Source organism: Bacillus sp. 2D03, assembly GCF_003946765.1.
In the GTDB taxonomy this organism is placed as follows: Bacteria; Bacillota; Bacilli; order Bacillales; family Bacillaceae_G; genus Bacillus_A; species Bacillus_A cereus.
Genome location: NZ_RPSJ01000001.1, coordinates 454,502 through 481,483, shown reverse-complemented (window position 1 = coordinate 481,483; position 26,982 = coordinate 454,502). Strand labels below are relative to the sequence as shown.

The following is a 26,982-nucleotide window of genomic DNA, read 5'->3' as shown; positions in this document are numbered from 1 at the left end:
TTATGGGGAGAAAACGAGCATGTATAAAATATTAATTGTAGAAGATGATGAGAAAATCGCGGGAATATTGGAAGAGCATTTAGAAAGGTATGGCTATCAATCATTTAGAGCAAGTGATTTACGTCAAATAAAAGATGAGTTTGTAAAAGTGAATCCTCATCTCGTGTTACTTGATATTAATTTACCGTACTTTGACGGTTTTTATTGGTGTCGTCAAATTCGTACTGTATCGAATGCGCCAATTATTTTTGTTTCTGCAAGAACAGGAGAAATGGATCAAGTAATGGCGATTGAAAATGGCGGTGATGATTATATTACGAAGCCATTCCATTTAGATGTCGTAATGGCAAAGGTGAAGAGTGCACTTCGCCGTGGTTACGGAGAGTATGCTTCTGCTGCTGAGAGTGATTGTTTAGGTGTAAATGGACTGTTGTTATTCCCGTCTCAGCATATTGTTGAGTGGCAAGGACAACAAACTGAACTGACAAAAAATGAATTTTACTTATTAGAGTGTTTAATGAAACAGGTGAATCAATATGTATCGCGCGAAGAACTGTTAGAAGCTCTATGGGATGAAGTAGCATTTGTGGATGATAATACATTAACCGTAAATGTAAAACGTGTAAGGAAGAAACTAGAGGAGTTAGGCATTAAAAATGCAATTGTAACGAAACGTGGATATGGTTATGCGCTTCTTACGGAGTGGGGCGAAGGGCATGAAGGTTAAAAATTACCTTATGGACCGCTTTTCTTTAATTCTTTCTTATATTGTTAGCCTTTGTTTATTTGGGCTCGTTTTACAGTTGCAAAGTCTTTTGGAAAAGAAATCCATTGATTGGAGTACGTGGTTATATGGACTTTTATTAGGAACAGTTGTGTTTACTGTATACCTCATTTACGATTACCGAAAACGGAGTGTGTTTTTAAAGAGGATCGAAAAGTATGTTACTGGTGGAAATACATTACATGACTCTTTACTTATTGATGAATCTTATACATCAGAGCAAGAAATGGTCGTTGAATCTTTTACGTTATTAAGACAGCAATATATGAATGAAGTTCATAAACAGCATACGAAAGAGCAACAACAAATGATATTTATGAACCAATGGATTCACCAAATGAAAACACCAGTATCTGTTATTGAATTATTGTTGCAGAAGTTTGGCAAAGAGCATCGTGAGGCAAGAGCAACAGTTGAAAGTATTCGTGAAGAAAATAACCGTATACTAAATGGTTTAGATTTAGCGTTACATATGGCAAGACTAGAGCAGTTTGCGAAAGATTATAAGGTAGAAGTAGTAAATGTTATAGATGTCGTGCGAGGTATTATTAATGAAAATCGAAAATCCTTCATTCAATCGTCTGTATTTCCGAAAGTGATGTTTGAAGAAGATACTTGTATGGTTGCATCTGATAGAAAATGGCTGAGTATTGCTATAGGTCAAATTGTTGTAAACGCAATCAAGTATACAAAAATTTCAGCGGCAGAGAAAAAAGAAATTCAATTTCAAATTGAAGAGAAAAATCAAAAGGTGTTATTACATATTAAGGACAATGGAATTGGTATTCCAGAGCAAGACGTAAAGCGCATATTTGATCCATTTTTTACGGGAATAAATGGACGTAAAACGAGAGAAGCGACTGGGATGGGCTTATATATTACGAAGGAAATTTGTGATAATTTACATCATGGAATGTATGTCCAATCGGCTGAAGGAGAAGGGACAACATTCACGTTCCAATTTGCAAAAGATGAAGAATATCATACATTGATGAGAAAAATGACAAAACTGTAAGATAACAAAACGTTTTGTAAGGGAAATCACTCGTTTCTTTTTCTTATTTTTCTTATAGTAAATGTAAGAAGAAAACACATAGGGGGATTAGAAATGAGTGTTCTTGAAGTAAAAGGCTTAACGAAGGTGTACCAATCAAAAGGTTCAGTAGCGACGACTGCTTTAAACGATATAAATTTTAAAATAGAAGAAGGCGAATTTGTAGGGATTATGGGCCCTTCAGGAAGCGGAAAAACGACGCTTTTAAATTTATTAGCAACAATTGATAAGCAAACTTCAGGTCATGTGCTTGTAAATGGTGAAGAAATTAATCAAATGCGTGCTGCAAAATTAGCGGAGTTTCGCCGTACACATTTAGGATTCATCTTCCAAGATTTTAACTTACTTGATACGTTATCCATTAAAGAAAACATTATTTTACCACTTGTAATGGCGAAGAAATCTGTAAATGAAATCGATGCGAAAGTACTGGAAATTGCAAAGTTTTTAAACATCGAAGAAATTTTAAATAAAAAAGTATACGAAGTATCTGGGGGACAACAACAACGTGCAGCAGCAGCGAGAGCAATCATTCATGAACCGACGTTAATTTTAGCAGATGAGCCAACTGGAAACTTAGACTCAAAGTCAGCGAAATCGCTAATGGGAGCCCTGCAAGATTTACACGAGCAAAAGAAAGTAACGATTGCAATGGTTACGCACGATCCAGTAGCGGCTAGTTATTGTGAACGTATCCTTTTCATACGCGATGGAGAAATTTTCTCGGAAATACATAAAGGAAGAACGAAACAAGCCTTTTTCCAAGAAATTCTGGACGTACTTGCGATGCTAGGAGGAGAATATCATGAACTTTCGCCAGCTCGCGCTTAATAACGTAAAAGGAAATTGGCGTAACTATAAAGCGTTTCTTATAAGTAGTTGTTTATCGATTGTCGTATTTTTTATGTATGCTTCTTTTATTTATCATCCAGATGTCGTAAGCGGTAATATTAGTATGAGAAAGATGATCACAAAAGGATTAGAATCGATGAATTATATTGTGGTCATCTTCTCGGCACTCTTTATTTTATATGCAAATTCAACGTTTTTACGAGCAAGAAAAAAAGAGTTTGGTCTACTAACATTAATAGGCGGAACGAAATCGCAGCTCGGCCGAATGATTATATTAGAGCAACTGATGTTAGGTAGTATTGCAATTGTAGTTGGTATTGGGGTTGGAATGCTTTGTTCAAAATTATTTTTCCAAGCGTTAAGCGTATTATTAAAAATAGATAAGACACTTCCACTTGTTTGGAATAGTAAAGCAGTTCTTATTACAGCTGGTGTATACTTTATTCTATTTTTAATCCTATCATTGTTTAGTGTTTGGACAGTAGGACGCTTGCAAATTATTGATTTATTAAGAGAGGCAAGAAAGCAAAAAGTAGAGCCATTTGCATTTACATGGTTATGTGTAGTTGGTATAGGATGTATTATTGTTGCATATGTACTTAGCTTCCAAGTAACGTTTCTGAATTTCCTCATCCTCTTTTTACCGGTGGTAGGACTGACAATTGGCGGAACGTATTTACTATTTACACAAGGTAGTACAGTTGTATTAAAAGCATTACAAAAAAGAAAGCAATCTTTCTATACGTATCCAAATATGTTTGTTCTTAGCAACCTTATTTATAAAATGAAAGATAATGCTCGTTTTCTATTTGTAATTTCTATTATTACGGCGATTGTATCCTCGGCAGTTGGCACGCTTTACGTATATTTTGAAAATTTGAGTGCGAAAACGGTAGAACTTACACCACATGCTATTTCATATGAGGAAAAGGGGTTAAATACATATAGCCTTATTAATGAAGAAAAGGTACAGGAGCTTGTGAAGAGACACGGGTTTGAAGATGCACGAAAAGTAACCTACGTTAAACTACCAGCAACACAGAAAATAACGTTGTTTAATAGTGAACATGAAGTACCGATGACGATTATTTCAGAAAAAGAATATAATGCGGAAGTGCGTAAACAAAAGAGAGAGCAACCTTCAGAAATTCATAATGCAATGGGTAGTGCAACGATGGTTATGGTTGATATGTCAAATGAACTGATGAAGATAGACCGTACGAAACCGTATGAATTTACAATTAACGGACAAAAGCAGTCTGTTCAATTAAATGCCCCAACGCAGTATTCTGTTTTTAATGATAGTGAATATCTCGTTGTAAATGAACAAGATTTTGAGAAATATGCAAAACTCGTACCAGATGAAGAAAAGACGAAATATTATGGTTATTATATTGAGGATTGGAAAAGTACAGAAGATCTTGTATTAGATTTGAAAAATGAAATTGCACCAGAAAAGCAAGGAGAATTGAGAAATTCAGTGTTTGCGTATAAGGATATAAGAGAAGGTGGAGCAATTACAATGTTCATCGGTTTCTTCGTAGCGGTACTGTTCTTCTTCTTCGCTTGTAGTATGACATACTTTAAATGGTTTAACGATAAAGAACAAGATCGTATTCAATTTAAATCGTTAAAGAGAATCGGTATGACAGATAAAGAAATTCGCAAAATTGCGATTCGACAAATGGGAGTTATCTTCTTTATCCCAATTTTAATCGGTTCCATTCATAGTGGAGTTGCTCTTCATACGTTAGGAAAAATGCTTTATATTGATTTGTGGAAATCAGGCGCGCTTGTAATTGGAGCATACATTTTAGCTTCTGCCATTTACTTTATGATCGCACAAAGAGGATATTTAAAACACGTAAAAAGCTAGGGGAACCTCTAGCTTTTTGCCTATGTAGTAAGTTACAGGAGGACGATAGATGAAAATTCGGCAACTAGCGCTGCAAAATATAAAAGGAAATTGGCGTAATTATAAAGTGTTTTTCTTAAGTAGTTGTTTTGCAATATTTGCTTCTTACGCATATATGTCTGTCATTGTGCATCCATATATGCAAGAGACGATGTGGTATCAAAACGTACGCTGGGGACTTATCATATGTAATGTTATAATCATTTCTTTTTTCGTCATATTTATTTTGTACTCTACTTCTATTTTCATAGAAGCACGTAAGAAAGAATTAGGGTTATATATGTTAATGGGAGCAACGAAGTCTAACGTAATAGGAGTGATTATGACCGAGCAAATTTTAATCGGGGGCTTCGCGAATATTTTCGGTATTGGGCTTGGTATGATATTTTTAAAACTCTTTTTTATGGTATTTAGTATGTTACTGGGGCTTCCGAAAGAACTCCCTGTCATATTTGACGTAAGGGCGATTGGTGTAACATTTATTACATATATGGTCGTTTTTATTTTGTTATCTTTTATAAGTGCTTTACGTATATGGAATATAAAAATCATTCGGTTGTTGAAAGAATTTCGAACAGATAAAAAAGAGAAGAAAACATCAAAGTGGCTCTGTTTATTCGGCTTTGCTTGTTTAGTGGGCGGATATGCGTTGGCGCTACAAGTGACGATGGCTACGATAGTGATATACTTTTTCCCTGTGTCTATACTTGTCTTTTTTGGAACGTACTTTTCTTTTACACATGGAGCTACCCAAGTGTTAGAAATGATAAAGCGAAATAAAAAGATTATGTATACATATCCGTATTTATTTATAGTGAATCAATTGTCACATCGAATGAAGGAAAATGGTCGCTTTTTCTTTCTGATGTCTATGGCAACGACGTTTGTAGTTACAGCAACAGGTACGGTGTTCTTATATTTTTCTAGCATGCAAGATATGTGGCGAACTGGAGGGGTACACTCGTTTTCGTACATAGAAAAAGGTATTTCTACTCATGAAGTCTTTGAGGAAGGTGCGGTTGAAAAATTACTGCATCAATATGAGTATGACGATTTTCAATATATGAGTTTTGTTGGAGTGTATGCATCCTTTCAGTCTAGTAAAGGAGAAACAACAATAGTACCGCTTATAAAAGAAAGTGAATATAACCAAGAAGCAAGGAAACAAAAACAGAAAACGTATCGTCCTAAAAAAGGTACAGTGACACTCGTTTATTATAATAAATACAATAATTCGAATGTATATAATCAAAAAGAGATTCAATTGCAAGTAATGAATCAACCATATCAATTCGTATTTAACGGTCAGAAAGAAGGGGTTCAATTTAACCATCATCCTTCGTACATTAATGGTCTGTTCTTCGTTATGAATGATGAAGATTTTGATAGTATAGCAAATCAGGTTCCTGATTCTGAAAAAATGATATATAGAGGCTACACATTACCAAATATCGAAAAGACGAAGAAATTAAATGAAGATTTACGGAAACATATGAAACAAGATAATAATGCATTTCGAAGCAATATGGAGTTGTATGTAAATATGAAAGAAGGCGGCGATATTACTCTATTTGTAGGCTCATTTATTAGTATATTATTCTTTCTTACTTCATGTAGTATCGTTTATTTTAAATGGTTCCATAATATTGCATCGGACCGAAAGCAGTATGGTGTACTCTCTAAACTTGGAATGACGAAGGAAGAAGTATGGAAAATTTCTCGTTGGCAATTATGTATGCTATTTTTTGCGCCAATTATAGTAGGGAGTATGCACAGTGCAGTTGCGTTATATACGTTTCATAATACGCTTTTTATGGATGGATCATTAAGAAAAGTAGGTTTGTTCATTCTGTTTTATATCGCAGCATGTATCATTTATTTCTTCTTCGCTCAAAGAGAATATAAGAAACATTTAGACTAGCGAATGCTAGTCTTTTTTTAATATTCGAAATTTGCATAGAAGAATATAAAAAAGTATGGTATAACAGTAAGAAAACGAAAAAGAGGGGAAAAAACGATGATTCGAGTAGGATATTTAGGACCAGAAGCAACATTTACAAATATGGCGGTGAGTCGTTTTTTTCCGGAAGCAGAGCATGTACCGTATCGAACGATTCCAGATTGTATAGATGCAGCTGCAAATGAAAATGTAGACTTCGCAGTTGTACCGTTAGAAAATGCAATAGAAGGTTCAGTGAATATAACGGTTGATTACCTTGTACATGAGCAGCCGCTTTCCATTGTAGGAGAAATTACAGTACCAATTCAGCAGCATTTACTTGTACATCCGCAGTATGCAGAAGTGTGGGGTGAAGTATACGCAGTGCATTCTCATCCGCATGCCATTGCACAGTGCCATAAATTTTTAAATGAAGAATTAAAAGGAGTAACTGTTCGAGATATGACATCCACAAGTGCTGCTGCGCAATATGTGAAAGAACATCCTGAAGAGAAAGTTGCTGCTATTGCAAATGAAGCAGCTGCAGAAAAATACGGATTAACAATTGTGAGGCGTAGCATTCATACGCATAAAAATAATCACACACGTTTCCTAGTACTCCATAAGAAAAAGAAAGCAGTACTCCCGAATAACGGAGAGAATCGCGGAGAGAAAACGACGCTTATGATAACGTTACCTGCAGATTATGCAGGTGCCCTATATCAAGTGTTATCAGCTTTCGCATGGAGAAAATTAAACTTATCAAAAATCGAATCGCGTCCGATGAAAACAGGTCTTGGAAATTACTTTTTCTTAATCGATGTCGATAAAGCATATGATGACGTATTATTGCCAGGCGTAACGATGGAACTTGAAGCACTCGGTTTTTCTGTTACTGTGTTGGGAAGTTATTCTTCTTATTGGTTGTAGAGGGGAGCTGTTGTTAAACTTGATTGAAATGAAAAGCTGTTTTTCGGTTTGAGGCAGAGTAAGCTATCGATTCTATTGAAGTAAGTGATTAATTAAGCTAGCAAAATAAAGAAGCCGTCCTAAAAGATATTTAGGACGGCTTTCTGTTAGGAATAGGTAACTCTTTTGTCGTGTTTTTAGTACGCATCATTACAACTATTATAATAGTAGGATTCATCATTGTTCGAATTACTGCAGCAAATACAATTCGTTTGTTGTATTAATAGATTGAGTGTAGATGGAGCTACAGTATCTGAGAAAGTAATACTCTCAACATCTTCTACTAAAAATGTTTTAATATCTCCTGGTGTTAAGGTAAATGTAAGTGGAGAGCGATGGTTTAATCTTGCAATTGTTAATCTAATCGTTGTTGCAAATGCAGGACTGAAACTAAATTTAATAAGTGTCTTATTATGATTTTTAGTGAAGTTTTCAAATACAGTTCGAGGAATTCCAGTTGTTATATCAAGATCTTGAGGGGTATTTCCCGTGCCGAAAATAGTATAGTTCTGTATAAAACAGTTATTTGAATCTGAATTTGAAGAATTACATGGACGATCATTTTTCTTATAATATTTTTTTCCATTTTTTAAGAAGTAATCCGCCATAATTAATCACTCCCTTCACATATAAGAATTAAAGGTTGTCCATATATAATATGAAATATATTTTTATATGTTTGGACGTGAAGGAAGAGAAAATAAAAAGAGTCCATCTGGTATAATGGACTCAATACTGTTTTACCTGGTGTGATTCTTTATTTTAACTTCGCAAGACGATCTTCTAACTGACCACGCCAAATATCAGCTAGTTCTGGAACGGCAAGAATTTTTTCAATGCCATCTTTATCTTTTCTATTATGAAAATAAATTTCGTTAGAGAACAAAACAGAAACATTGCTCGGTTGACGTTCTAGTAATGTAATTTTAGAATCTTTACGTACAGTACCTTCTTGAAGAACTCGGCATAGGTAGCCTGTAAATCCAGTTGCTACAATGCGTGGCAGTATGCCAGGGATGCCAAGACGTTTTGAAATTGTGCTACAAGGTACTCTTGATTGTGTCACTTGAATGATTGTTTCACCTAGTTGATATGTATCTCCGATGCAAACATCACGCTCTAACATATTTGTTACGGTAATGTTTTCGCCAAATGTGGAAGCTGGAAGCGTAGTTTGAAATTCCTCTTCCCATAGTGCGTAATGCTCGTGTGGGTACACACAAACAGCACGATCAGGACCGCCGTGATGTTTTAAATCCGCTACATCATCACCACGAAATCCGTCTTTTGAGAGAAAGGCCTCTTCTGTAGGGTCTTTACATATACCTGTTATCATTTCTTTATCTTCGCCATATTTCATTTGTTTCGGTTTGCCAATGCTAAAGTGAACGAGTTCAATTCCCATATTTGATCTCCTTTACGATTGATTACAATATTATAGCATTAAAAAAGCACAGAGAATGATAAAAACTCTGTGCCTTACATTAATAAACCAGAAATCCTGCTTTATCTAACGCCTCACAAGCAGCATCTAACTTTTCTTTAGAATCTGCCTCAATTGTATGTAAGTGAATACCATCTGTTAGTTGTGAAAGATAGGAAGCATTTGTGTTTTCGATTTTTTGTAAATATTGCTCTACATCAAAGCGATTGCTTACCATGATGGATGCTGTTAAGTCACCGTATACAGGATGCTCAACTTTTACATCTTTAATCGTAACGCCGTGGTCAACAAGCATTGTAAGTTCTTGACGTACTTCTGCTGGTTTGTGCTGGCATACGATTACGCGTTCAAAAGCTTGTTGTTTCTCTTGTGGTTTTAAATATAAATAGCCTTGGGCAGTCGCAATAATTGGTTCGTTTCGTGCTTTAAGCAAGGAAATATCTTGCACGATAACTTGCCTACTTACGTTTGTCTTCTTTGATAGTTCATTCCCAGATAACGGCTCATTTGCAGCGAGAAGCCACTGAAGGATAAGCTGTCGTCTTTCTTCACCTAAAATCTTTTTTTGGTCATTTTGTTTCATTATGATTTAACACCTCTATAAAATTGATTTCCAATTGTGTGTAGTGCATGAATAGTAGTATCAATTTGATCTTTCGTTGTTTGTTGTCCGAAAGAGAAGCGGACATATTGTTTGGCCTCTTCATACGTTTTTCCAATTGCAAGCATAGTTTTCGAAGGTTCTTGTTTACCGACTTGGCAAGCACTTCCGGTGGAAATGGCGATACCATGGCGATTACATTCTAGCATAGTATATTGACCTTCTATTCCTTTTATTGTAACCCCAACAATATGTGGTAAACAAGAAGTAGAATGACCTTCTACTTCAATTTCTAGCGGAAGTGTTTGTATTTGCCCTAAAAAGTAGGAGCGTAACTCTTTAAAACGTAAACTTTCTTCCCATTGAGTTTTTAATATATTTTCAGCAGCTGTTAAAAAAGATGCGATGCCGGGAACGTTCACTGTACCTGGGCGAAATCCTTTTTCGTGAGAAGTTCCCGGAAATACTTGCTCCCAGCGAGATTGCGGATTTATGTAGCAAGCGCCGACACCTTTTGGTCCGTATATTTTATGTGCTGAAACAGAAAGACTATCAATGCCCATCTCAAAAACATGGATAGGCAGTTTACCAAACGTTTGCACACAATCTGTATGAAATAAAACATTATATTTTTTTAAAAGTGCCCCGATTTCTGTAATGTTTTGAACGGTTCCGATTTCAGAGTTTCCATGCTGTATACTTGCTAGCGCAGTATCTTCTGTAATAGCTGCCTCTAAATCTACTAAACAAAGGAGTCCGCTTTTATCAACAGGAATTTCAGTGATCGTATAGCCTTTTGATTTTAGAGATTGAAAATAACTTCGAATGGATGCATGTTCCATAGGTGTCGTAATAATATGCTTCTTAGTTCGGGCATTTAGAAGTGATTGAATCGCAAGATAGTTTGATTCCGATCCGCCACTTGTGAAAAATACTCCTTGTTCTTTTCCTCCAATCATTTCCGCAAATGTTTTTCGGCAAACTTGTAATAAAGAAGCAGCTGTTCCTCCAATATCATGTAAACTTTGTTCATTTCCGAAGTATTGCGACGCTGCTTTCATATATGTTTGTAACGCTTCCTCGCTCATAGGTGTAGTAGCTGCATAGTCAAGATATATCATCATGTAAGTTCCTCTCTCTAGTAAGAGTTACAGTTCTTTTACTTTTTAAATGGTAGTGAAAATAAGAATTATAAAAAAACTCTTGTCATTATTTTAAAACTATGTAAATATAGGTGTCAAGACAGTTGAAAAGTGTAAAGTAGGAGGCAACAATTATGCCAAGTGCAGATGTCTTAATTATTGGAAGTGGTGTTGCGGCACTTCGTGTTGCAAAAGAGATTTGTCACGAAAAGAATGTGATTATTATCACAAAGGAGACGAAACGTAATAATAATACACATTTAGCTCAAGGTGGAATTGCCGCAGCGGTAGCTACATATGACAATCCTAATGATCATTTTGAAGATACATTAGTAGCAGGGTGTCATTATAACAATGAAGAAGTGGTCCGTTATTTAGTCGAGGAGGGACCGAAAGAAATTAATAACCTTATTGAAAGAGGAATGAAATTTGATGGAGATGAAACAGGTCCTCATCTTGGAAAAGAAGGAGCGCATCGAAAACGTCGTATTTTACATGCAGGTGGCGATGCAACAGGAAAGAATTTATTAGAGCATCTTATTCAAGAAGTAGCTCCATACGTTACGGTAGTGGAACAGGAAATGGTGCTCGATTTTATTATAGAAAAAGATAAATGTGTTGGGGCTTTAACTCGCAACAATAAAGGAGAATTGAGACGTTACAATGCAGATTGTACGGTGTTAGCTTCAGGCGGTATTGGCGGTTTATACGCCTTTACTTCTAATGATGAGACGATTACAGGCGACGGACTTGCAATGGTGTACCGTGCAGGCGGAGAGCTTGTAGATTTAGAGTTTATACAATTTCATCCGACGATGTTATACGCGGGTGGGCGTTGTTCCGGCCTCGTGTCCGAAGCTGTTCGCGGAGAAGGAGCTGTCCTTATAAATGGAAAAGGGCAGCGTTTTATGATGGATATACATTCCGAACAGGATCTAGCACCTCGTGATGTAGTCGCACGGGCTATTCATGAACAGCTACTTGCGGGTGAAAAAGTGTACTTAAACATCGAAATGATTCAAAACTTTGAACAACGCTTTCCGACCGTGTCATCGATATGTAAAACAAATGGAGTCGATATAAATAAAAAACTTATTCCAGTCGTGCCTGGTACTCATTTTCACATGGGCGGCGTGAAAACGAACTGTGATGGAGAGACGTCTATTCCGAACTTATACGCAGTCGGTGAAGTAGCTTGTAACGGAGTTCATGGTGCAAATAGATTAGCGAGTAATTCATTATTAGAAGGTCTTGTGTTTGGAAAAAGAATCGGACGACACATTTTATCTAGAGAGACAAAAGAAAAGGTGAACATGCTAGCTGAAAAGGAAGAAAAGTTTATCGTTCTGAATCATTTACCGACGAAAGAAGAAATACAAAAATGCATGATGAAATATGTTGGGATTGTGCGAACAGAGCAAAGTTTATCTTATGCGAAGAGATGGTTTAGTAAGTATGGTGTTCGAAATATGATATTACAACATGATGTTCTTACGAATGAAGAGATAACGCTTATTAATATGTTAACGGTTTGTGAGCTTATAGTTGTGTCAGCCTTGCAAAGAGAAGAAAGTATTGGCGGGCATTACCGGAGTGATTATCCAGATAGAAATATAGGAAAGAAAGAGATTGTTCGAGTAAAGAGAAAACTACAACTTGTGTGATGAGGGGAAGAGGGGCTTTATGAACACGATAAAAGTTAAAGAAGCATTAAACCGATTTTTTTTAGAAGATATAGGAGAAAGAGATGTAACATCTCAGCTTATTTTTCCAGATCACTTGCTTTCGAAAGGAACGTTTCTTGCGAAGGATACAGGGGTCTTTGCAGGATGTTTAGTAATTGAATCAGGATTTAAATTAATTGATGAGAGAATTGAAATAGAGCTTCATAAAAAAGATGGGGATCTTGTAGAAAAAGGAGAAATTATTGCAACAGTGCAAGGTCCAATCGCATCGTTATTAACAGCAGAGCGCGTTATATTAAACGTTATTCAGCGTATGAGTGGAATAGCGACGATGACGCGTAAAGCGGTTCTTGCTTTAGATAGTAGTCATACTCGCATTTGTGATACGCGAAAAACGATGCCAGGACTACGTATGTTTGATAAGTATGCAGTCGTGTGCGGCGGTGGATTTAATCATCGCTTCGGTTTATATGATGGTGTCATGATTAAAGACAATCATATTGCTTTTGCTGGTTCTATTACAAAAGCTGTTACATCAGTAAAAGAAAAGTTAGGACATATGGTGAAGGTAGAAGTGGAAACAGAAACTGAGGAACAGGTGAGAGAGGCTGTCGCTGCTGGTGCGGATATTATTATGTTCGATAATCGTACGCCAGATGAAATCCGGGAGTTTTCAAAGATTGTACCAAGTGCCATCGTTACGGAAGCTTCAGGGGGCATCACAATTGAAGATTTATCGAAATACGGAAAAACAGGGGTAGATTATATTTCACTTGGAGCGTTAACACATTCAGTGAAAGCACTTGATATTAGTTTCAATATTGAAGAGTAAGGAAAGTGGCTTAGAGGGGGAGAAACGTATATGAGTATTTTAGAAAAAGTACAGCCGATTGAAACGATGTTACCAGAGCGTTATTACACAATGTCAACGGAAGATATGGAAAAGCGTGTTCGTGAAATTAAAGAGAAAATGGGGAAAATGTTATTCATTCCAGGGCATCATTATCAAAAAGATGAAGTGGTACAATTTTCAGATGCAGCAGGGGATTCACTTCAACTTGCGCAAGTTGCAGCGAGCAATAAAGACGCAAAATACATTGTGTTTTGCGGGGTACACTTTATGGCGGAAACAGCAGATATGTTGACGACAGATGATCAAGTTGTCATCTTACCAGATATGCGTGCAGGTTGTTCGATGGCGGATATGGCAGATATTGAACAAACAGAAAGAGCATGGGCAGAGCTCACTAAATTATTTGGAGATACGATGATTCCGTTAACATATGTGAACTCTACAGCTGCAATTAAAGCGTTTTGTGGTCGTAACGGAGGAGCAACAGTAACTTCTTCTAATGCAAAGCAAATGGTATCTTGGGCGTTTACTCAAAAAGAACGTCTCGTCTTTTTACCAGACCAACATTTAGGGAGAAATACAGCGTACGATCTAGGTATCCCGTTAGATAAAATGGCAGTATGGGACCCGCACACAGATTCATTAGAGTACGATGGGGATATAGAAGAAATTCAAGTGATTTTATGGAAAGGACATTGTTCTGTTCATCAAAATTTTACAGTGAAGAATATTGAGAGTGTACGAAAAAATCATTCTAATATGAATATTATTGTACATCCAGAATGTTGCTATGAAGTTGTAGCTGCTTCAGATTATGCAGGCTCAACGAAATATATTATTGATATGATTGAATCAGCGCCATCTGGTAGCAAATGGGCGATTGGTACAGAAATGAATTTAGTGAATCGAATTATTCAGCAACATCCAGATAAAGAAATTGTTTCGCTTAATCCATTTATGTGTCCGTGCTTAACGATGAATCGAATAGATCTGCCTCACTTATTATGGACACTTGAAACGATAGAAAGAGGAGAAGAAATTAACGTTATTAGCGTAGACAAACAAGTAACGGCAGAAGCAGTTCTTGCATTAAATCGTATGTTAGAGCGTGTGTAAAGCAACGGTATTCCCGTTGCTTTTTTTCATACATATAATCATAACGAGAACGAAATGGGCATACATTGTTTTGAAGAAATCATTGTGGTTCTTTATGCTTATTCCACTTCGAATGATATTGAAAATCGAAGAAGTGATAAAAGTAAAAAGAAGTTAATGTTATTTAGAAAGAGTTACTTCATGAGATTTGTTACTTATAGATAAGTTATACAGGAGGGGGAAAATTTGAAAATTCATATCGTGCAAAAAGGGGATACCCTTTGGAAAATTGCGAAAAAGTACGGAGTGGATTTTGACACGTTGAAAAAAACAAATACACAACTTAGTAATCCAGATTTAATCATGCCAGGTATGAAAATTAAAGTGCCATCAAAGAGTGTTCATATGAAACAACAGGCTGGAGCAGGTTCAGCGCCTCCAAAGCAATACGTAAAAGAAGTGCAGCAAAAAGAATTTGCAGCAACACCAACTCCGCTTGGAATAGAAGATGAGGAAGAAGTTACGTATCAATCAGCACCAATTACACAGCAGCCAGCTATGCAACAAACACAAAAAGAAGTGCAAATAAAACCGCAGAAAGAGATGCAAGTAAAGCCACAAAAAGAAGTACAGGTGAAACCACAGAAGGAGATGCAGGTAAAGCCGCAAAAAGAGGTGCAAAAAGAACAGCCAATTCAAAAAGAAAAACCAGTTGAAAAACCGTCTGTTATTCAAAAACCACCTGTGATAGAAAAACAAAAACCGGCGGAAAAAGAAAACACGAAGTTTTCGGTAAATGTATTACCGCAGCCGCCACAACCACCAATAAAACCGAAAAAAGAATATAAAATTTCAGATGTAATAAAAAAAGGAAGCGAGTTAATTGCTCCTCAAATTAGTAAAATGAAACCTAACAATATCATTTCTCCGCAAACGAAAAAAAATAATATAATATCGCCGCAAGTGAAGAAAGAGAATGTAGGGAATATAGTGTCACCACAAGTGAAAAAAGAGAATGTAGGGAATATAGTGTCACCACAAGTGAAAAAAGAAAATGTAGGAAATATAGTGTCGCCGCAAGTGAAAAAAGAAAATGTAGGAAATATAGTGTCGCCGCAAGTGAAGAAAGAGAATGTAGGGAATATAGTGTCACCACAAGTGAAAAAAGAAAATGTAGGAAATATAGTGTCACCACAAGTGAAGAAAGAAAACGTAGGGAATATAGTATCGCCAAATGTATCGAAAGAAAATGTAGTTATTCCACAAGTCATACCGCCAAATATTCAAATGCCGAATATAATGCCAATTATGGATAACAATCAACCACCGAATATAATGCCAATTATGGATAACAATCAACCACCGAATATAATGCCAATTATGGATAACAATCAAATGCCGAATATGATGCCAATTATGGATAACAATCAAATGCCGAATATGATGCCAATTATGGATAACAATCAAATGCCGAATATGATGCCAATTATGGATAACAATCAAATGCCGAATATGATGCCAATTATGGATAACAATCAAATGCCGAATATAATGCCGATTATGGATAATAACCAAATGCCGAATATGATGCCAATCATGGATAACAATCAAATGCCGAATATAATGCCAATTATGGATAACAATCAAATGCCGAATATGATGCCGATTATGGATAACAATCAACCACCAAATATGATGCCCTATCAAATGCCGTATCAACAGCCCATGATGCCGCCGAATCCGTATTATCAACAACCAAATCCATATCAAATGCCATATCAGCAAGGAGCGCCGTTTGGACCGCAACATACGTCTATGCCAAACCAGAATATGATGCCAATGGATAATAACATGCCGCCGCTTGTGCAGGGTGAGGAAGATTGTGGATGCGGAGGAGAAAGTAGACTATATAGTCCACAACCAGGCGGTCCGCAATATGCGAATCCTTTATATTATCAACCAACTCAGTCTGCATATGCACCACAGCCAGGAACGATGTATTATCAACCAGATCCACCAAATGTATTTGGAGAGCCCGTTTCAGAAGAAGAGGACGAAGAAGAAGTTTAAAAAGGCGGGAGTATTCCCGCCTTTTTTGCATTCTTGTTGATTAAGAAAATGCAGTTTTTTTATGAAGTGCTAGAAAATTCCCAGTGAAATATTAACAGTGTAAAAACCTTCTCTGTTACTCATCATAAGAGGGAGCTTTTCAGTAGAGAAGCTCATTCTAACAGAGGGGGTTTTTGTATTGAATACGAAAGTAAAAGTGATTGCTGCTTCTTTGTTAGTTACTAGTGCATTAGCTGCATGTGGTACACCAAAAAACAATGCAATGGATGGACGTAACTACAATTACGAGCGTACATCTTATAATGATACACACCAGTATCGTGATAATGTGACGCGTAATGATCGTTATACAGATTATGTAACATATAGAAATGGTCGTAACGATACAGGATACAATTATTACCGTGATGTAAATTACAATGGACAAATTGCTAATCCGCATCCAACTCGTAATATTACAATGAACAATTCATACATTAACAATGATGGTAAAACAGCTGAAAGAATAACAAATCGTGTGAAACGTATGAATAACGTAGACCGTGTGTCTACAGTTGTATATGGAAACGATGTAGCGATTGCGGTAAAACCACGTAACACAGTGACAAATGAAACGGCGATGGCGAACGAAATTCGTCAAGCTGTTGCAAATGAAGTTGGAAACAGAAACGTATATGTTTCTGTAAGAAATGATATGTTTACTCGTGTCGATGCAATGAGTACGCGTCTACGTAACGGTACAGTTACAAACGATTTTAATCGTGATATAGGAAATATGTTCAGAGACATTCGTTACGGTTTAACTGGTACAGTGCGATAGCAAAACAAAAGAGGAAGGGGGAGCCCTTCCTCTTTATTCATCTTCGTCTTGTAAACGACGTTTTTTAATGAAATAACTAACGGAATAAGAACCTAAAAAGCATATGAAGAGAATACCACCTGTTAAAATAGCTTCAAATAGGGGGCTTTCTGTACTGAAAATGATATAAATAATAGCCATAACGATTCCTACAATAAGAGAGCGTAAAACAATTTTGTAATAAGGAGTTAATTTTATCTCCTTTTCACTTTCTTCTACATCAATTGAAACACTTAACTGTAAATAACTAAGGATCATACTCGTAAGAATAAATACTAGCCATAATGGAGATTTCGTAATTTGATCTATTCCTTCAGTGAATCCGATATAGCCTAAAATACCGATTATACCAAGTGATTGAAAAAGAAAAGCAATACGTACGTTTTTTAACGTTTGCAGAATGAGACGTTCATCCTTTATTTTTTTCACACTACCCATCTCCTGTTTATTATAATTTCGCTGTTACATTAATTGTAACATATATATTGCATTTATCAATTTATAATTTACATATAATTTGTTTAGATGAAAGAGGAAATAAAATATTTTTATAAACATGTTGCACTTATACTTTATTAATGTTATATTAGCAAAGCGATGAGCTAATTTACGTAAGACGAGAGATATGCTTAAGTGCTAAACACGCGAATGTGGTCGCCTGGTCTCTCGCCGTAAACGCATCAAGACGCCTGCTTTGCAGGCGTCTTTCATTTTATATAAAAGTAAATGATACATGCAGATGAGGTGAATCCTTATCTGCATTTTTTATATTTTCGAAAGAAATGTAATATGGATAAAACCCCCATTTCCGGAAAAACTACTAATGAAAGTATGATCTTGCCTAAAAGAGGTGAACGGAAATGAAATGGATACTGATTGCGATGCAAGCTTTCGTTATGATGTTTTGTTTCGTTTATGAAACGAATGTGAAGGCGGAAGGGCCAGTACCAAAAGTAACGAAAAAAGAACCTGAGGTTACAATTTTATTAGAGCGTATGTATGTTGATGGCGAAGTAAGCGAAGAAATACTTACAGAAAAAGTGACGGATTTAGAAAAGTTTTTACAGCAGTATAAAGAATGGCAGCTCGTTGATCGTGATGATGTACAAATTGTATTGCAAAAGAAAGTTGATGATATTTCTCCGTTATTGAAAACGAGCGGGTATTTTGGTGTTTCAGAGGAAGGGATATTACAAATTTTCAAAGGTGTGCCAAAAAATGATAATGCGATCCATTCTTTCTTTCAAATTGATATGAAAAAGCTTGAGAGCTATGAACGTGCGAAATTGAAACGTGGCATTCGTATTAAATCAAAAGAAGGTTTTGTGAAGACGATTGAAAAAATGAAGCAATACGCAGTTCAAAGTAAGAAAAAAAGCAGCTCATGGTGAGCTGCTTTTTTTCTTATTTATTTTTAGCTAAAATTTCTTTTGCGATTTCATCAATTAGCATATCTTTTCCGATTGGATTGAATGCTTTCGTATTGAAGACTTCATTTGATACTTCATATACGTGATTATTTTTAACTGCTTTATTGTCTTTCCAAACGGCACTGTTTTTGTAGTCTTCGTAAACTTTATCAGCTTCGCCGCCGAAGTTTACAATAAACATTTGGTCAGGCTGGAATGCAACTAGACCTTCTAGTGATACTTGCGCCATCGTTTGTTTTAAATCCGTACCTTTTGTTGCTGGAAGTTTTAAGTCATTAAAGATGATGTCACCGTATCCGAAGCTACCGTATACACGGAAGTTTTGTGGTGTAACTGCAACGAACATAAAGTTCTCATCTTTTGTTTTCTCTTTAATTTTTTTAGATAAAGAGTCTGCTTTCTTATCGTAGTCTGCAATCCATTTGTCTGCTTTCTTCTCTTCGTCAAATAGCTTACCTACTTCTTTAAACTTACCACGCCAGTCTTCTAAGTTTGTTTCTAGAACAACTGTAGGTGCAACCTTTTCTAGTTGATCATAAATTTTTAATTGACGGTTGTTTAAAATAATTAAGTCTGGTTTTAAAGCAGTAACAGCTTCTAAATCAACTTTAGGTGCCCAGTACCAACCTACTGCTTTTACTCCATCTAACTTGTCTGTTAAGTGATTTTGGATTTTATCTTTATATGTATTTGCTGTACCAACAGGTTTATGTCCAAGAAGTAATAGTTCTTCTGTTGATCCAGATAAGTCAACAATTCTCTTTGGATTTACTGGAATTGTAGCTTCACCTTTAGCATGTTTTACAACTTTTGTTTTCGGTTGTTCTTTTGCTTTCGATTCTTCTTTTTGAGAAGAACAGCCAACGATAGAAAGAACAACAAGCATAATAGTAAATAAAATAAATAGCTTACGTTTCATCCTGATGTAACCCCTTTAATTAGTATTGATAATCATTATCGACTTCTGTATATTAAGGTGCTTTAACCTTTCTGTCAATGGAAAATAACAGAAGTTTCAAGTGGAGAACATTTGTTGGGGCAGTCTCGCTTTTCTATCATTAAATATGTTAAAATGGAATACATGATTTAAGAGGGAGAGATTGTATTTTGTTTGAATATGTTACAGGTTACGTGGAGTATGTAGGGCCGGAATATGTCGTAATTGATCATAATGGAATTGGTTATCAAATTTTCACACCAAATCCGTATGTATTTCAAAGAAGTAAGCAAGAAATCCGTGTCTATACATATCATTATGTGAGAGAAGATATTATGGCACTTTACGGTTTTAAAACACGTGAAGAGCGTTTATTATTTACAAAGTTGTTAGGCGTGTCTGGCATTGGGCCAAAAGGCGCTCTTGCAATTTTAGCTTCTGGTCAAACAGGACAGGTCGTTCAAGCAATTGAGCATGAAGATGAGAAGTTTTTAGTGAAATTCCCAGGCGTCGGAAAGAAAACAGCACGCCAAATGATTTTAGATTTAAAAGGAAAACTAGCAGATGTCGTACCAGATGCATTTGTTGATTTATTCTCAGACACAGAACGTTTTGATGAGAATAAAGGTTCATCAGCTGAGCTTGATGAGGCACTGGAAGCTCTGCGCGCACTTGGATACGCAGAACGCGAAGTTTCTCGTGTTGTACCAGAGTTATTAAAAGAAGCATTAACGACGGATCAGTATATTAAAAAGGCACTTAGTCTTTTACTAAATGGTAAGAGGTGAGTATAATGGACGAACGTCTCCTTTCAGGGGAATCTGCATATGAAGATGCGGATTTAGAATATTCATTACGGCCACAGACGCTCCGTCAGTATATTGGCCAAGATAAAGCGAAACATAATTTAGAAGTATTTATTGAAGCGGCGAAAATGCGTGAAGAAACGTTAGATCACGTGCTTTTATATGGACCACCAGGTCTTGGTAAAACGACGCTTGCGAATATTATTGCCAATGAGATGGGCGTTAATGTTAGAACAACTTCAGGTCCCGCAATTGAAAGACCAGGAGATTTAGCTGCTGTATTAACAGCGCTTCAGCCAGGTGATGTATTATTTATTGATGAAATTCATCGTTTGCATAGATCAATTGAAGAAGTATTGTATCCTGCGATGGAAGACTTTTGCCTTGATATTGTAATTGGAAAAGGGCCCTCAGCACGTTCTGTACGCCTAGATTTACCGCCATTTACATTAGTTGGAGCAACAACACGTGCTGGAGCATTATCGGCACCGCTTCGTGACCGCTTTGGTGTACTTTCAAGGTTAGAGTACTACACAGTAGATCAGCTTTCTGCGATTGTTGAACGTACAGCAGAAGTATTTGAAGTTGAAATCGATTCGTTAGCTGCATTAGAAATTGCAAGACGTGCTCGTGGTACACCTCGTATTGCGAATCGTCTTTTAAGACGTGTACGTGATTTCGCACAAGTTCGTGGTAATGGAACGGTTACGATGGAAATTACACAAATGGCATTAGAGCTACTGCAAGTAGATAAATTAGGTCTAGATCATATTGATCATAAATTACTGCTTGGTATTATTGAGAAATTCCGTGGCGGTCCAGTTGGATTAGAAACGGTTTCAGCAACAATTGGAGAAGAATCTCATACGATTGAAGATGTGTATGAGCCGTATTTATTACAAATTGGCTTTTTACAACGAACGCCGAGGGGCCGAATTGTAACGCCGCTTGCGTATGAACATTTCGGAATGGAGATACCAAAAGTATGACGGAGATGCCAAAGCTGCTTATTACAGCCGGGATCTTACTCATCGTTGTTGGATTAGCTTGGAAGTTCATTGGAAGGCTTCCAGGCGATATTTTTGTAAAAAAAGGAAACGTTACCTTTTATTTTCCTATCATTACATGTATTGTGTTAAGTATTGTATTATCTTTTATTATGTATATAATAAATCGATTTAAATAAGAAATAGGTGGATATAGCTATGGATATAAATCTGTTTGATTTTCATTTACCAGAAGAACTTATTGCACAAGTCCCGTTAGAAGAGCGTGAAACATCAAGATTAATGGTGTTAGACCGTGAAACAGGTGATATTGAGCATAAACATTTTACGGATATTCTTTCTTACTTACATGAGGGGGATTGCTTAGTTTTAAATGAAACGAAAGTTATGCCTGCTCGTTTGCACGGTGTGAAAGAAGATACAGGCGCGCACATTGAAGTACTTCTTTTAAAACAAGAAGAAGGTGATAAGTGGGAAACGCTTGTAAAGCCAGCGAAACGTGTAAAAGAAGGAACTGTTATCTCTTTTGGCGAAGGGAAATTAAAAGCAACTTGCACAGGAACTGCAGATCAAGGTGGACGTCAGCTTGAATTTTCATATGACGGCATCTTCTATGAAATTTTAGATGAACTTGGGGAAATGCCACTTCCTCCATATATTAAAGAGACGCTAGAAGATCGCGATCGCTATCAAACAGTATATGCGAAAGAAATCGGTTCAGCAGCAGCGCCGACTGCGGGACTTCACTTTACAGAAGAGTTACTTGAGAAGTTAAAGCTAAAAGGCGTTCAGTTAGCATTCATTACACTTCACGTAGGACTTGGAACATTTAGACCAGTTTCTGCAGACACGATTGAAGAACACCATATGCACGCAGAATATTATCATATGTCTGAAGAGACAGCGGCATTATTAAATCGTGTGAAAGAGAATGGTGGACGTATTATTACTGTAGGTACGACATCAACTCGTACGTTAGAAACAATTGCAACAGATCATGAAGGTAAGCTTTGCGCCGCTTCTGGATGGACAGATATTTTCATGTATCCGGGATATGAATTTAAAGCAATTGATGGTTTAATTACAAACTTCCATTTACCGAAATCAACATTAATTATGCTTGTAAGTGCATTTGCAAATAGAGATAATGTACTTCATGCTTATAATGAAGCAGTAAAAGAAAAATATCGTTTCTTTAGCTTCGGTGATGCAATGTTCGTTGCATCTCACGCTAAAATGAGAAACAAATAAAAGGAGTAAGTTATGACAGCAATTCGTTATGAATTTATTAAGACATGTAAACAAACGGGTGCCCGTTTAGGTCGTGTGCATACGCCGCACGGTTCATTTGATACACCAACATTTATGCCAGTTGGTACACTTGCAACAGTTAAGACAATGTCACCAGAAGAATTAAAAGCAATGGATTCTGGCATTATTTTAAGTAATACGTATCATTTATGGCTACGTCCAGGTCATGAAATTATTCGTGAAGCAGGCGGTTTGCATAAATTTATGAACTGGGATCGTGCAATCTTAACAGATTCTGGTGGTTTCCAAGTATTCAGTTTAAGTGACTTCCGTCGTATTGAAGAGGAAGGCGTTCATTTCCGTAATCACTTAAATGGAGATAAATTATTCTTATCACCAGAAAAAGCGATGGAAATCCAAAATGCATTAGGTTCAGATATTATGATGGCATTTGATGAGTGTCCACCATTCCCAGCTACTTTTGAATATATGAAGAAATCTGTAGAGCGTACGAGCCGCTGGGCAGAACGTTGCTTAAAAGCGCATGAACGTCCGCAAGATCAAGGCTTATTCGGTATTGTACAGGGGGGAGAGTACGAAGAGCTTCGTCGTCAAAGTGCGAAAGATCTTGTTTCAATGGACTTCCCTGGTTACGCTGTAGGTGGTTTATCTGTAGGTGAACCGAAAGATATTATGAACCGTGTACTTGAGTTTACAACACCACTTCTTCCAGATAATAAGCCTCGTTACTTAATGGGGGTAGGTTCTCCTGACTCGTTAATCGATGGCGCAATTCGTGGTATTGATATGTTTGACTGCGTACTTCCAACTCGTATCGCTCGAAATGGTACATGTATGACAAGTGAAGGTCGCCTCGTTGTAAAAAATGCGAAATTCGCAAGAGACTTCGGTCCGCTTGATCCAAACTGTGATTGCTACACATGTAAAAACTACTCTCGTGCGTACATTCGTCACTTAATGAAATGTGATGAAACGTTCGGAATTCGTTTAACGTCTTATCACAACCTTCATTTTCTGTTAAACTTAATGGAGCAGGTGAGACAAGCTATTCGTGAAGACCGTCTTGGCGATTTCCGCGAAGAGTTCTTTGAACAGTATGGCTTTAATAAACCGAATGCTAAAAACTTCTAATACATAATTTAAAAGGAGGAACAAAAGATGAATGCAGGTATGATGAATATCGTTATGATCGTTGCGATGTTTGCGATTTTCTATTTCTTATTAATTCGCCCGCAACAAAAACGTCAAAAAGCAGTTGCTCAAATGCAAAGTGAGTTAGCAAAAGGTGATGCTATCGTAACAATCGGTGGTTTACACGGTACAATCGAATCAGTAGATGAGACGAAAATTGTTATTAAATCTGGTGGTTCACACTTAACTTTCGATCGCAATGCGATTCGTGAAGTTGTGAAAAACTAATTTGGAAGGCCCTGCATAAAATATGCAGGGCCTTTTTTAGTTACTTTGCTTTGACATATTTACACCGAAAATACCACCGAGTGTACTCGCCCCCATTAATGCTAATTGATAAAGTAATTGTGAGTTCGATAAAGTTTGAGAAAAGCCTAAATAGTTAACTAGAAAAACGAGTATAGTGAACGTGAGACCTGTTGTGAGACCTACTAGCCATCCTTTCCCTTGAGCTTTTTTACCAGCAATAAAACCAGACATAAGCATAGATAAAAGAGCGAGTATAAAAATAGTAACGGCTAATGTCCCTTCGTTTATATTCGTAAACTTTAATAAAAGAGCCATAATCATGCTAGTAAGAGATGCGAGAATTAATAGTGTAATAATACCGAAGCCGATTGCAGTGGATAATTTTTTCGTTCCATCCATTTATACATTCCCCCTTTTTAATACAAGCATATTTTTCTTTTGTCTAAGTTAGACTAGTTTCTTTTTTATAGGGGAGTCTATACGTAAAAAAGGAGATGTAGAAATGGAATGGATATCAATAATTGGACGGACAATGCTTTTATATATCATCATCTTAATTATTTTTCGTCTTATGGGTAAACGTGAGATAGGAGAACTAAGTGTATTAGATTTAGTCGTATTTATTATGCTTGGAGAAATGGCCGTAGTGGCAATTGAAAATACCGATAAATCACTTTGGCATCAATTAGTTCCGATGACTTTTCTTATGTGCATCCAAATTATTTTGTCAGTCATTTCCCTAAAGTATCAACGCTTTCGGCATTTAATAGAAGGTGAGCCGGCTATTCTTGTAAACGCGGGAAAGATTGATGAAAAGAAGATGAGAAAGCAACGTTATAATATAGATGATTTAATGATGCAATTAAGGGAACAAGGAGTTGGAGATATTCGGGATGTAGAATATGCTATTTTGGAACCGTCTGGGAAGTTATCTGTCTTTCAAAAACAAAAAAATAAACAAGATACATTGCAGTTTACGCTTCCTCTTATTATTGATGGAGAAATTCAATCTAGTCATTTACAAATGATTGAACATACAGATGAATGGCTTATTGAGAAATTAAAAAACTTAGGTTATAACGATGTAACACAAATTTTATACTGTAGTTTTCAAAACGGAAAATTTTTTGTTGATGTAAAAGAAAATTAGAGATTTATCCTTTGAAAGAGTAAGAATGATTAGTTTAACTAATAATCAGTGGAGATTACCCCACTGATTAAAGTTTCAACTTATTTCAAAAATGAAAGTTTACGAATGATAGGGAGACGACTTAACTCTTCTTTTCGAATGAGTTTGAAAGTGAAGAGAAGTACGATATAAACAATTGTTGTTAAAGTGATTTCCCATAATGTTTGTATGCCAAGGGCATGAGAGAAAATAATATATTTATGAAGATAAAAACCGAAGGCGCCCGCGATACCGATGGCAAGTCCGCCGAAAATATAGTCTTTTGCGTAAATGGTAAATGTAATCTTTTTTAAAACAGTAGCGTAGTGAAGAAATGTTACTGTTACAATATTTGCAGCAATAGCGAGAGCAACCCCCATCATTTGAAATTCTGGCCTTGATGCTAGTACAAAAATAACGATTAATTTCACGATGGCACCAATAAATGTATTCATCATTGCAGCTCTTGCTAAGTTTAAAGCTTGCAAAACAGAGGTAAGTGGACTTTGGAAATAATGAAATAAAAAGCAAGGCGCAAGAAGTTGAATGAATGCTGTTGCGCTGTCTGATCCATACATAAGAGTTAAAACAGGAGAAGCGAATACGTATAATATAACGACAGACCATCCGCCGGTAATTAATGAAATTCGAAGTGCTTGTTGTAAACGGTACTCTACTAATTTATGTTGTCTTTTTGCCATTGCTTCACTAATAGAAGGAACGAGCGCTGTAGAGAGAGCGTATGTAATAAAGGCGGGTAGTGATAGGAGCGGGAATGCATAACCGTTTAATATACCGTATTGCTGGGTTGCAATAGAAGCAGCGACACCAGCGATTGCTAAGCTTTGCATAACGACAATAGGTTCAAAAAAATAGGAAACGGAGCCGATTAAACGACTTCCTGTAGTTGGAAGGGCAATATCCATCAGAGAATAAAATGTTCCTTTGCTTTCCTTTACAGTAGTGAAAAATCCAGAGCGTATTGATAAATGTTTTTCTCGCTGAAATAACGTGAGTAAAAATAATAAGGATGCAACTTCACCGAGAACAGCTGATAACATAGCGCCGGCTGCAGCGTATTCTATGCCGTAAGGTAAAAATAATTGAATGCATATAGCGATAATGGTAATGCGGACGACTTGTTCTAGAACTTGCGCATAAGCGCTAGGTTTCATGTTTTGTTTCCCTTGAAAGTAACCACGCAAAACAGAAGAAACAGCAATAACAGGAACAACGGGCAAAATGGCCATTAATGGATAGTACGTTCTTTCGTCGGTTAATAATGTTTTTGCTAAAATAGGTGTGAGGAACATAATTCCGATTGTTAAAATGATACTAATAACGGATGTAACAGCTAGTGATACGGTTAATATTTTTTTAACTCTTTGTTTATCGTTCACAGCTTCCGCTTCTGCTACAAATTTTGCGATTGCGACAGGAAGACCAATTTGTGTCAATGTAATTGCTAAAATGAATGTAGGAACGGCCATCATATAAAGACCAACGCCTTCTTCTCCCAAAATACGTGCCATTACTATGCGGTTGATAAAGCCGAGTATTTTTGTAATAAAGCCGGCTATCATTAAAATAAATGCGCCTTTTAAAAAGCTTTGTCTCGTCATGTTCTTCTCCTACCTTCTCAAAATCAATGGAATGATTT

General features: G+C 36.5%; 26 protein-coding genes and 1 pseudogene. 19 read left to right on the top strand and 8 right to left on the bottom strand.

The genetic code is table 11. The features are described 5' to 3' along the window. Positions 1-19: 19 nt before the first annotated feature. From EBQ15_RS02760 to pheA, 6 genes are all read left to right on the top strand, one after another. Entirely contained in the window at positions 20-727 is a 708-nt protein-coding gene (locus tag EBQ15_RS02760) for a response regulator transcription factor (RefSeq protein WP_000276725.1), read from the top strand. Next, positions 717-1,799, top strand: coding sequence for a HAMP domain-containing histidine kinase (locus tag EBQ15_RS02755; RefSeq protein ID WP_000865402.1), 1,083 nt, complete (start codon positions 717-719; stop codon positions 1,797-1,799). The genes EBQ15_RS02760 and EBQ15_RS02755 overlap by 11 nt, the downstream gene beginning before the upstream one ends. 93 nt (positions 1,800-1,892) lie before the next feature. After that, positions 1,893-2,669, top strand: a complete 777-nt coding sequence (locus EBQ15_RS02750; protein WP_000114529.1) for an ABC transporter ATP-binding protein — start codon at positions 1,893-1,895, stop codon at positions 2,667-2,669. After that, a complete protein-coding gene (locus EBQ15_RS02745; RefSeq protein ID WP_001011420.1) occupies positions 2,644-4,566 on the top strand; it encodes an ABC transporter permease in 1,923 nt (640 codons plus the stop codon). Before EBQ15_RS02750 ends, EBQ15_RS02745 begins: the two co-directional genes overlap by 26 nt. 49 nt (positions 4,567-4,615) lie before the next feature. Beyond that, complete coding sequence (locus EBQ15_RS02740) at positions 4,616-6,526, top strand: ABC transporter permease (RefSeq protein WP_000702442.1); 1,911 nt, start codon at positions 4,616-4,618, stop codon at positions 6,524-6,526. A 96-nt stretch (positions 6,527-6,622) separates the two neighbouring features. After that, the gene (gene pheA, locus EBQ15_RS02735) at positions 6,623-7,474 is read left to right on the top strand and encodes a prephenate dehydratase (RefSeq protein ID WP_000621707.1); all 852 of its coding nucleotides are present in this window, start codon (positions 6,623-6,625) and stop codon (positions 7,472-7,474) included. A 176-nt stretch (positions 7,475-7,650) separates the two neighbouring features. Here the strand turns inward: pheA and EBQ15_RS02730 are convergent, their stop codons facing one another. The 4 genes from EBQ15_RS02730 to EBQ15_RS02715 all read right to left on the bottom strand — a co-directional run bounded on the left by EBQ15_RS02730 (position 7,651) and on the right by EBQ15_RS02715 (position 10,682). Further along, on the bottom strand, positions 7,651-8,121 hold the full coding sequence (locus EBQ15_RS02730) for a hypothetical protein (protein WP_000796370.1): 471 nt from the start codon (positions 8,119-8,121) through the stop codon (positions 7,651-7,653). 149 nt (positions 8,122-8,270) lie between these two features. Beyond that, positions 8,271-8,918: an MOSC domain-containing protein gene (locus EBQ15_RS02725; RefSeq protein ID WP_000510669.1), complete on the bottom strand. Its 648-nt coding sequence runs from the start codon at positions 8,916-8,918 to the stop codon at positions 8,271-8,273. Between the two features lie 79 nt (positions 8,919-8,997). Further along, the gene (locus EBQ15_RS02720) at positions 8,998-9,540 is read right to left on the bottom strand and encodes a transcription repressor NadR (RefSeq protein ID WP_000812240.1); all 543 of its coding nucleotides are present in this window, start codon (positions 9,538-9,540) and stop codon (positions 8,998-9,000) included. Next, positions 9,540-10,682 carry an IscS subfamily cysteine desulfurase gene (locus EBQ15_RS02715; protein WP_000973758.1) on the bottom strand — a complete coding sequence of 381 codons (1,143 nt, stop codon included), beginning with the start codon at positions 10,680-10,682 and terminating at the stop codon, positions 9,540-9,542. Before EBQ15_RS02715 ends, EBQ15_RS02720 begins: the two co-directional genes overlap by 1 nt. Before the next feature lie 152 nt (positions 10,683-10,834). On the opposite strand from EBQ15_RS02715, the gene nadB reads away from it, so the two are divergent. From nadB to EBQ15_RS02690, 5 genes and pseudogenes are all read left to right on the top strand, one after another. Next, complete coding sequence (gene nadB, locus EBQ15_RS02710) at positions 10,835-12,364, top strand: L-aspartate oxidase (RefSeq protein ID WP_001138544.1); 1,530 nt, start codon at positions 10,835-10,837, stop codon at positions 12,362-12,364. Positions 12,365-12,383: 19 nt separating this feature from the next. Further along, a complete protein-coding gene (nadC, locus tag EBQ15_RS02705) occupies positions 12,384-13,217 on the top strand; it encodes a carboxylating nicotinate-nucleotide diphosphorylase (RefSeq protein WP_001092203.1) in 834 nt (277 codons plus the stop codon). 30 nt (positions 13,218-13,247) lie between these two features. Beyond that, a complete protein-coding gene (gene nadA, locus EBQ15_RS02700; RefSeq protein WP_000025302.1) occupies positions 13,248-14,354 on the top strand; it encodes a quinolinate synthase NadA in 1,107 nt (368 codons plus the stop codon). A gap of 225 nt (positions 14,355-14,579) precedes the next feature. Further along, a pseudogene (gene safA / locus EBQ15_RS31955) lies at positions 14,580-14,736 on the top strand (SafA/ExsA family spore coat assembly protein); the annotation flags it as partial. A 1,845-nt stretch (positions 14,737-16,581) separates the two neighbouring features. Next, positions 16,582-17,223 (top strand): YhcN/YlaJ family sporulation lipoprotein, encoded by a 642-nt coding sequence (locus EBQ15_RS02690; protein WP_001093541.1) that lies wholly within the window; start codon positions 16,582-16,584, stop codon positions 17,221-17,223. A gap of 33 nt (positions 17,224-17,256) precedes the next feature. Here the strand turns inward: EBQ15_RS02690 and EBQ15_RS02685 are convergent, their stop codons facing one another. Further along, positions 17,257-17,691 carry a hypothetical protein gene (locus EBQ15_RS02685; RefSeq protein ID WP_000721246.1) on the bottom strand — a complete coding sequence of 145 codons (435 nt, stop codon included), beginning with the start codon at positions 17,689-17,691 and terminating at the stop codon, positions 17,257-17,259. Between the two features lie 431 nt (positions 17,692-18,122). On the opposite strand from EBQ15_RS02685, the gene EBQ15_RS02680 reads away from it, so the two are divergent. Beyond that, positions 18,123-18,653, top strand: a complete 531-nt coding sequence (locus EBQ15_RS02680; RefSeq protein ID WP_000871178.1) for a BofC C-terminal domain-containing protein — start codon at positions 18,123-18,125, stop codon at positions 18,651-18,653. Positions 18,654-18,666: 13 nt separating this feature from the next. On the opposite strand, the gene EBQ15_RS02675 is transcribed toward EBQ15_RS02680, so the two are convergent. Next, complete coding sequence (locus EBQ15_RS02675; RefSeq protein ID WP_000823606.1) at positions 18,667-19,611, bottom strand: iron-hydroxamate ABC transporter substrate-binding protein; 945 nt, start codon at positions 19,609-19,611, stop codon at positions 18,667-18,669. 188 nt (positions 19,612-19,799) lie between these two features. On the opposite strand from EBQ15_RS02675, the gene ruvA reads away from it, so the two are divergent. From ruvA to yajC, 6 genes are read left to right on the top strand one after another with little or no spacing between them, the layout of a single operon-like run. Next, positions 19,800-20,417 (top strand): Holliday junction DNA helicase RuvA, encoded by a 618-nt coding sequence (gene ruvA, locus EBQ15_RS02670; RefSeq protein WP_000464513.1) that lies wholly within the window; start codon positions 19,800-19,802, stop codon positions 20,415-20,417. 5 nt (positions 20,418-20,422) lie between these two features. Further along, positions 20,423-21,424 carry a Holliday junction branch migration DNA helicase RuvB gene (ruvB, locus tag EBQ15_RS02665; RefSeq protein WP_000344449.1) on the top strand — a complete coding sequence of 334 codons (1,002 nt, stop codon included), beginning with the start codon at positions 20,423-20,425 and terminating at the stop codon, positions 21,422-21,424. Continuing rightward, positions 21,421-21,621 carry a DUF2905 domain-containing protein gene (locus EBQ15_RS02660; protein ID WP_000138162.1) on the top strand — a complete coding sequence of 67 codons (201 nt, stop codon included), beginning with the start codon at positions 21,421-21,423 and terminating at the stop codon, positions 21,619-21,621. The genes ruvB and EBQ15_RS02660 overlap by 4 nt, the downstream gene beginning before the upstream one ends. A 19-nt stretch (positions 21,622-21,640) precedes the next feature. Continuing rightward, on the top strand, positions 21,641-22,693 hold the full coding sequence (gene queA, locus EBQ15_RS02655) for a tRNA preQ1(34) S-adenosylmethionine ribosyltransferase-isomerase QueA (RefSeq protein WP_000354027.1): 1,053 nt from the start codon (positions 21,641-21,643) through the stop codon (positions 22,691-22,693). A gap of 12 nt (positions 22,694-22,705) precedes the next feature. Continuing rightward, positions 22,706-23,845: a tRNA guanosine(34) transglycosylase Tgt gene (tgt, locus tag EBQ15_RS02650; protein WP_000125365.1), complete on the top strand. Its 1,140-nt coding sequence runs from the start codon at positions 22,706-22,708 to the stop codon at positions 23,843-23,845. Positions 23,846-23,872: 27 nt separating this feature from the next. Next, positions 23,873-24,133 carry a preprotein translocase subunit YajC gene (gene yajC / locus EBQ15_RS02645; protein ID WP_000991115.1) on the top strand — a complete coding sequence of 87 codons (261 nt, stop codon included), beginning with the start codon at positions 23,873-23,875 and terminating at the stop codon, positions 24,131-24,133. 36 nt (positions 24,134-24,169) lie between these two features. Here the strand turns inward: yajC and EBQ15_RS02640 are convergent, their stop codons facing one another. After that, complete coding sequence (locus EBQ15_RS02640) at positions 24,170-24,553, bottom strand: TIGR04086 family membrane protein (protein WP_000349141.1); 384 nt, start codon at positions 24,551-24,553, stop codon at positions 24,170-24,172. A gap of 103 nt (positions 24,554-24,656) precedes the next feature. Here EBQ15_RS02640 and EBQ15_RS02635 point away from each other — a divergent pair, with 103 nt between their 5' ends. After that, positions 24,657-25,304, top strand: coding sequence for a DUF421 domain-containing protein (locus tag EBQ15_RS02635; protein WP_000454820.1), 648 nt, complete (start codon positions 24,657-24,659; stop codon positions 25,302-25,304). Between the two features lie 80 nt (positions 25,305-25,384). Here the strand turns inward: EBQ15_RS02635 and spoVB are convergent, their stop codons facing one another. Beyond that, on the bottom strand, positions 25,385-26,944 hold the full coding sequence (gene spoVB / locus EBQ15_RS02630) for a stage V sporulation protein B (protein ID WP_000198296.1): 1,560 nt from the start codon (positions 26,942-26,944) through the stop codon (positions 25,385-25,387). Positions 26,945-26,982 lie beyond the last annotated feature (38 nt).

Coding starts and splice junctions, on each gene's coding strand:
- EBQ15_RS02640 (WP_000349141.1), bottom strand. CDS start 24,553: ATGGATGGAACGAAAAAATTATCCACTGCAATCGGCTTCGGTATTATT.
- EBQ15_RS02755 (WP_000865402.1), top strand. CDS start 717: ATGAAGGTTAAAAATTACCTTATGGACCGCTTTTCTTTAATTCTTTCT.
- EBQ15_RS02760 (WP_000276725.1), top strand. CDS start 20: ATGTATAAAATATTAATTGTAGAAGATGATGAGAAAATCGCGGGAATA.
- nadB (WP_001138544.1), top strand. CDS start 10,835: ATGCCAAGTGCAGATGTCTTAATTATTGGAAGTGGTGTTGCGGCACTT.
- ruvB (WP_000344449.1), top strand. CDS start 20,423: ATGGACGAACGTCTCCTTTCAGGGGAATCTGCATATGAAGATGCGGAT.
- EBQ15_RS02635 (WP_000454820.1), top strand. CDS start 24,657: ATGGAATGGATATCAATAATTGGACGGACAATGCTTTTATATATCATC.
- pheA (WP_000621707.1), top strand. CDS start 6,623: ATGATTCGAGTAGGATATTTAGGACCAGAAGCAACATTTACAAATATG.
- spoVB (WP_000198296.1), bottom strand. CDS start 26,944: ATGACGAGACAAAGCTTTTTAAAAGGCGCATTTATTTTAATGATAGCC.
- EBQ15_RS02660 (WP_000138162.1), top strand. CDS start 21,421: ATGACGGAGATGCCAAAGCTGCTTATTACAGCCGGGATCTTACTCATC.
- tgt (WP_000125365.1), top strand. CDS start 22,706: ATGACAGCAATTCGTTATGAATTTATTAAGACATGTAAACAAACGGGT.
- queA (WP_000354027.1), top strand. CDS start 21,641: ATGGATATAAATCTGTTTGATTTTCATTTACCAGAAGAACTTATTGCA.
- EBQ15_RS02750 (WP_000114529.1), top strand. CDS start 1,893: ATGAGTGTTCTTGAAGTAAAAGGCTTAACGAAGGTGTACCAATCAAAA.
- EBQ15_RS02730 (WP_000796370.1), bottom strand. CDS start 8,121: ATGGCGGATTACTTCTTAAAAAATGGAAAAAAATATTATAAGAAAAAT.
- EBQ15_RS02725 (WP_000510669.1), bottom strand. CDS start 8,918: ATGGGAATTGAACTCGTTCACTTTAGCATTGGCAAACCGAAACAAATG.
- EBQ15_RS02745 (WP_001011420.1), top strand. CDS start 2,644: ATGAACTTTCGCCAGCTCGCGCTTAATAACGTAAAAGGAAATTGGCGT.
- nadC (WP_001092203.1), top strand. CDS start 12,384: ATGAACACGATAAAAGTTAAAGAAGCATTAAACCGATTTTTTTTAGAA.
- EBQ15_RS02675 (WP_000823606.1), bottom strand. CDS start 19,611: ATGAAACGTAAGCTATTTATTTTATTTACTATTATGCTTGTTGTTCTT.
- EBQ15_RS02715 (WP_000973758.1), bottom strand. CDS start 10,682: ATGATGATATATCTTGACTATGCAGCTACTACACCTATGAGCGAGGAA.
- EBQ15_RS02680 (WP_000871178.1), top strand. CDS start 18,123: ATGAAATGGATACTGATTGCGATGCAAGCTTTCGTTATGATGTTTTGT.
- EBQ15_RS02720 (WP_000812240.1), bottom strand. CDS start 9,540: ATGAAACAAAATGACCAAAAAAAGATTTTAGGTGAAGAAAGACGACAG.
- nadA (WP_000025302.1), top strand. CDS start 13,248: ATGAGTATTTTAGAAAAAGTACAGCCGATTGAAACGATGTTACCAGAG.
- yajC (WP_000991115.1), top strand. CDS start 23,873: ATGAATGCAGGTATGATGAATATCGTTATGATCGTTGCGATGTTTGCG.
- EBQ15_RS02740 (WP_000702442.1), top strand. CDS start 4,616: ATGAAAATTCGGCAACTAGCGCTGCAAAATATAAAAGGAAATTGGCGT.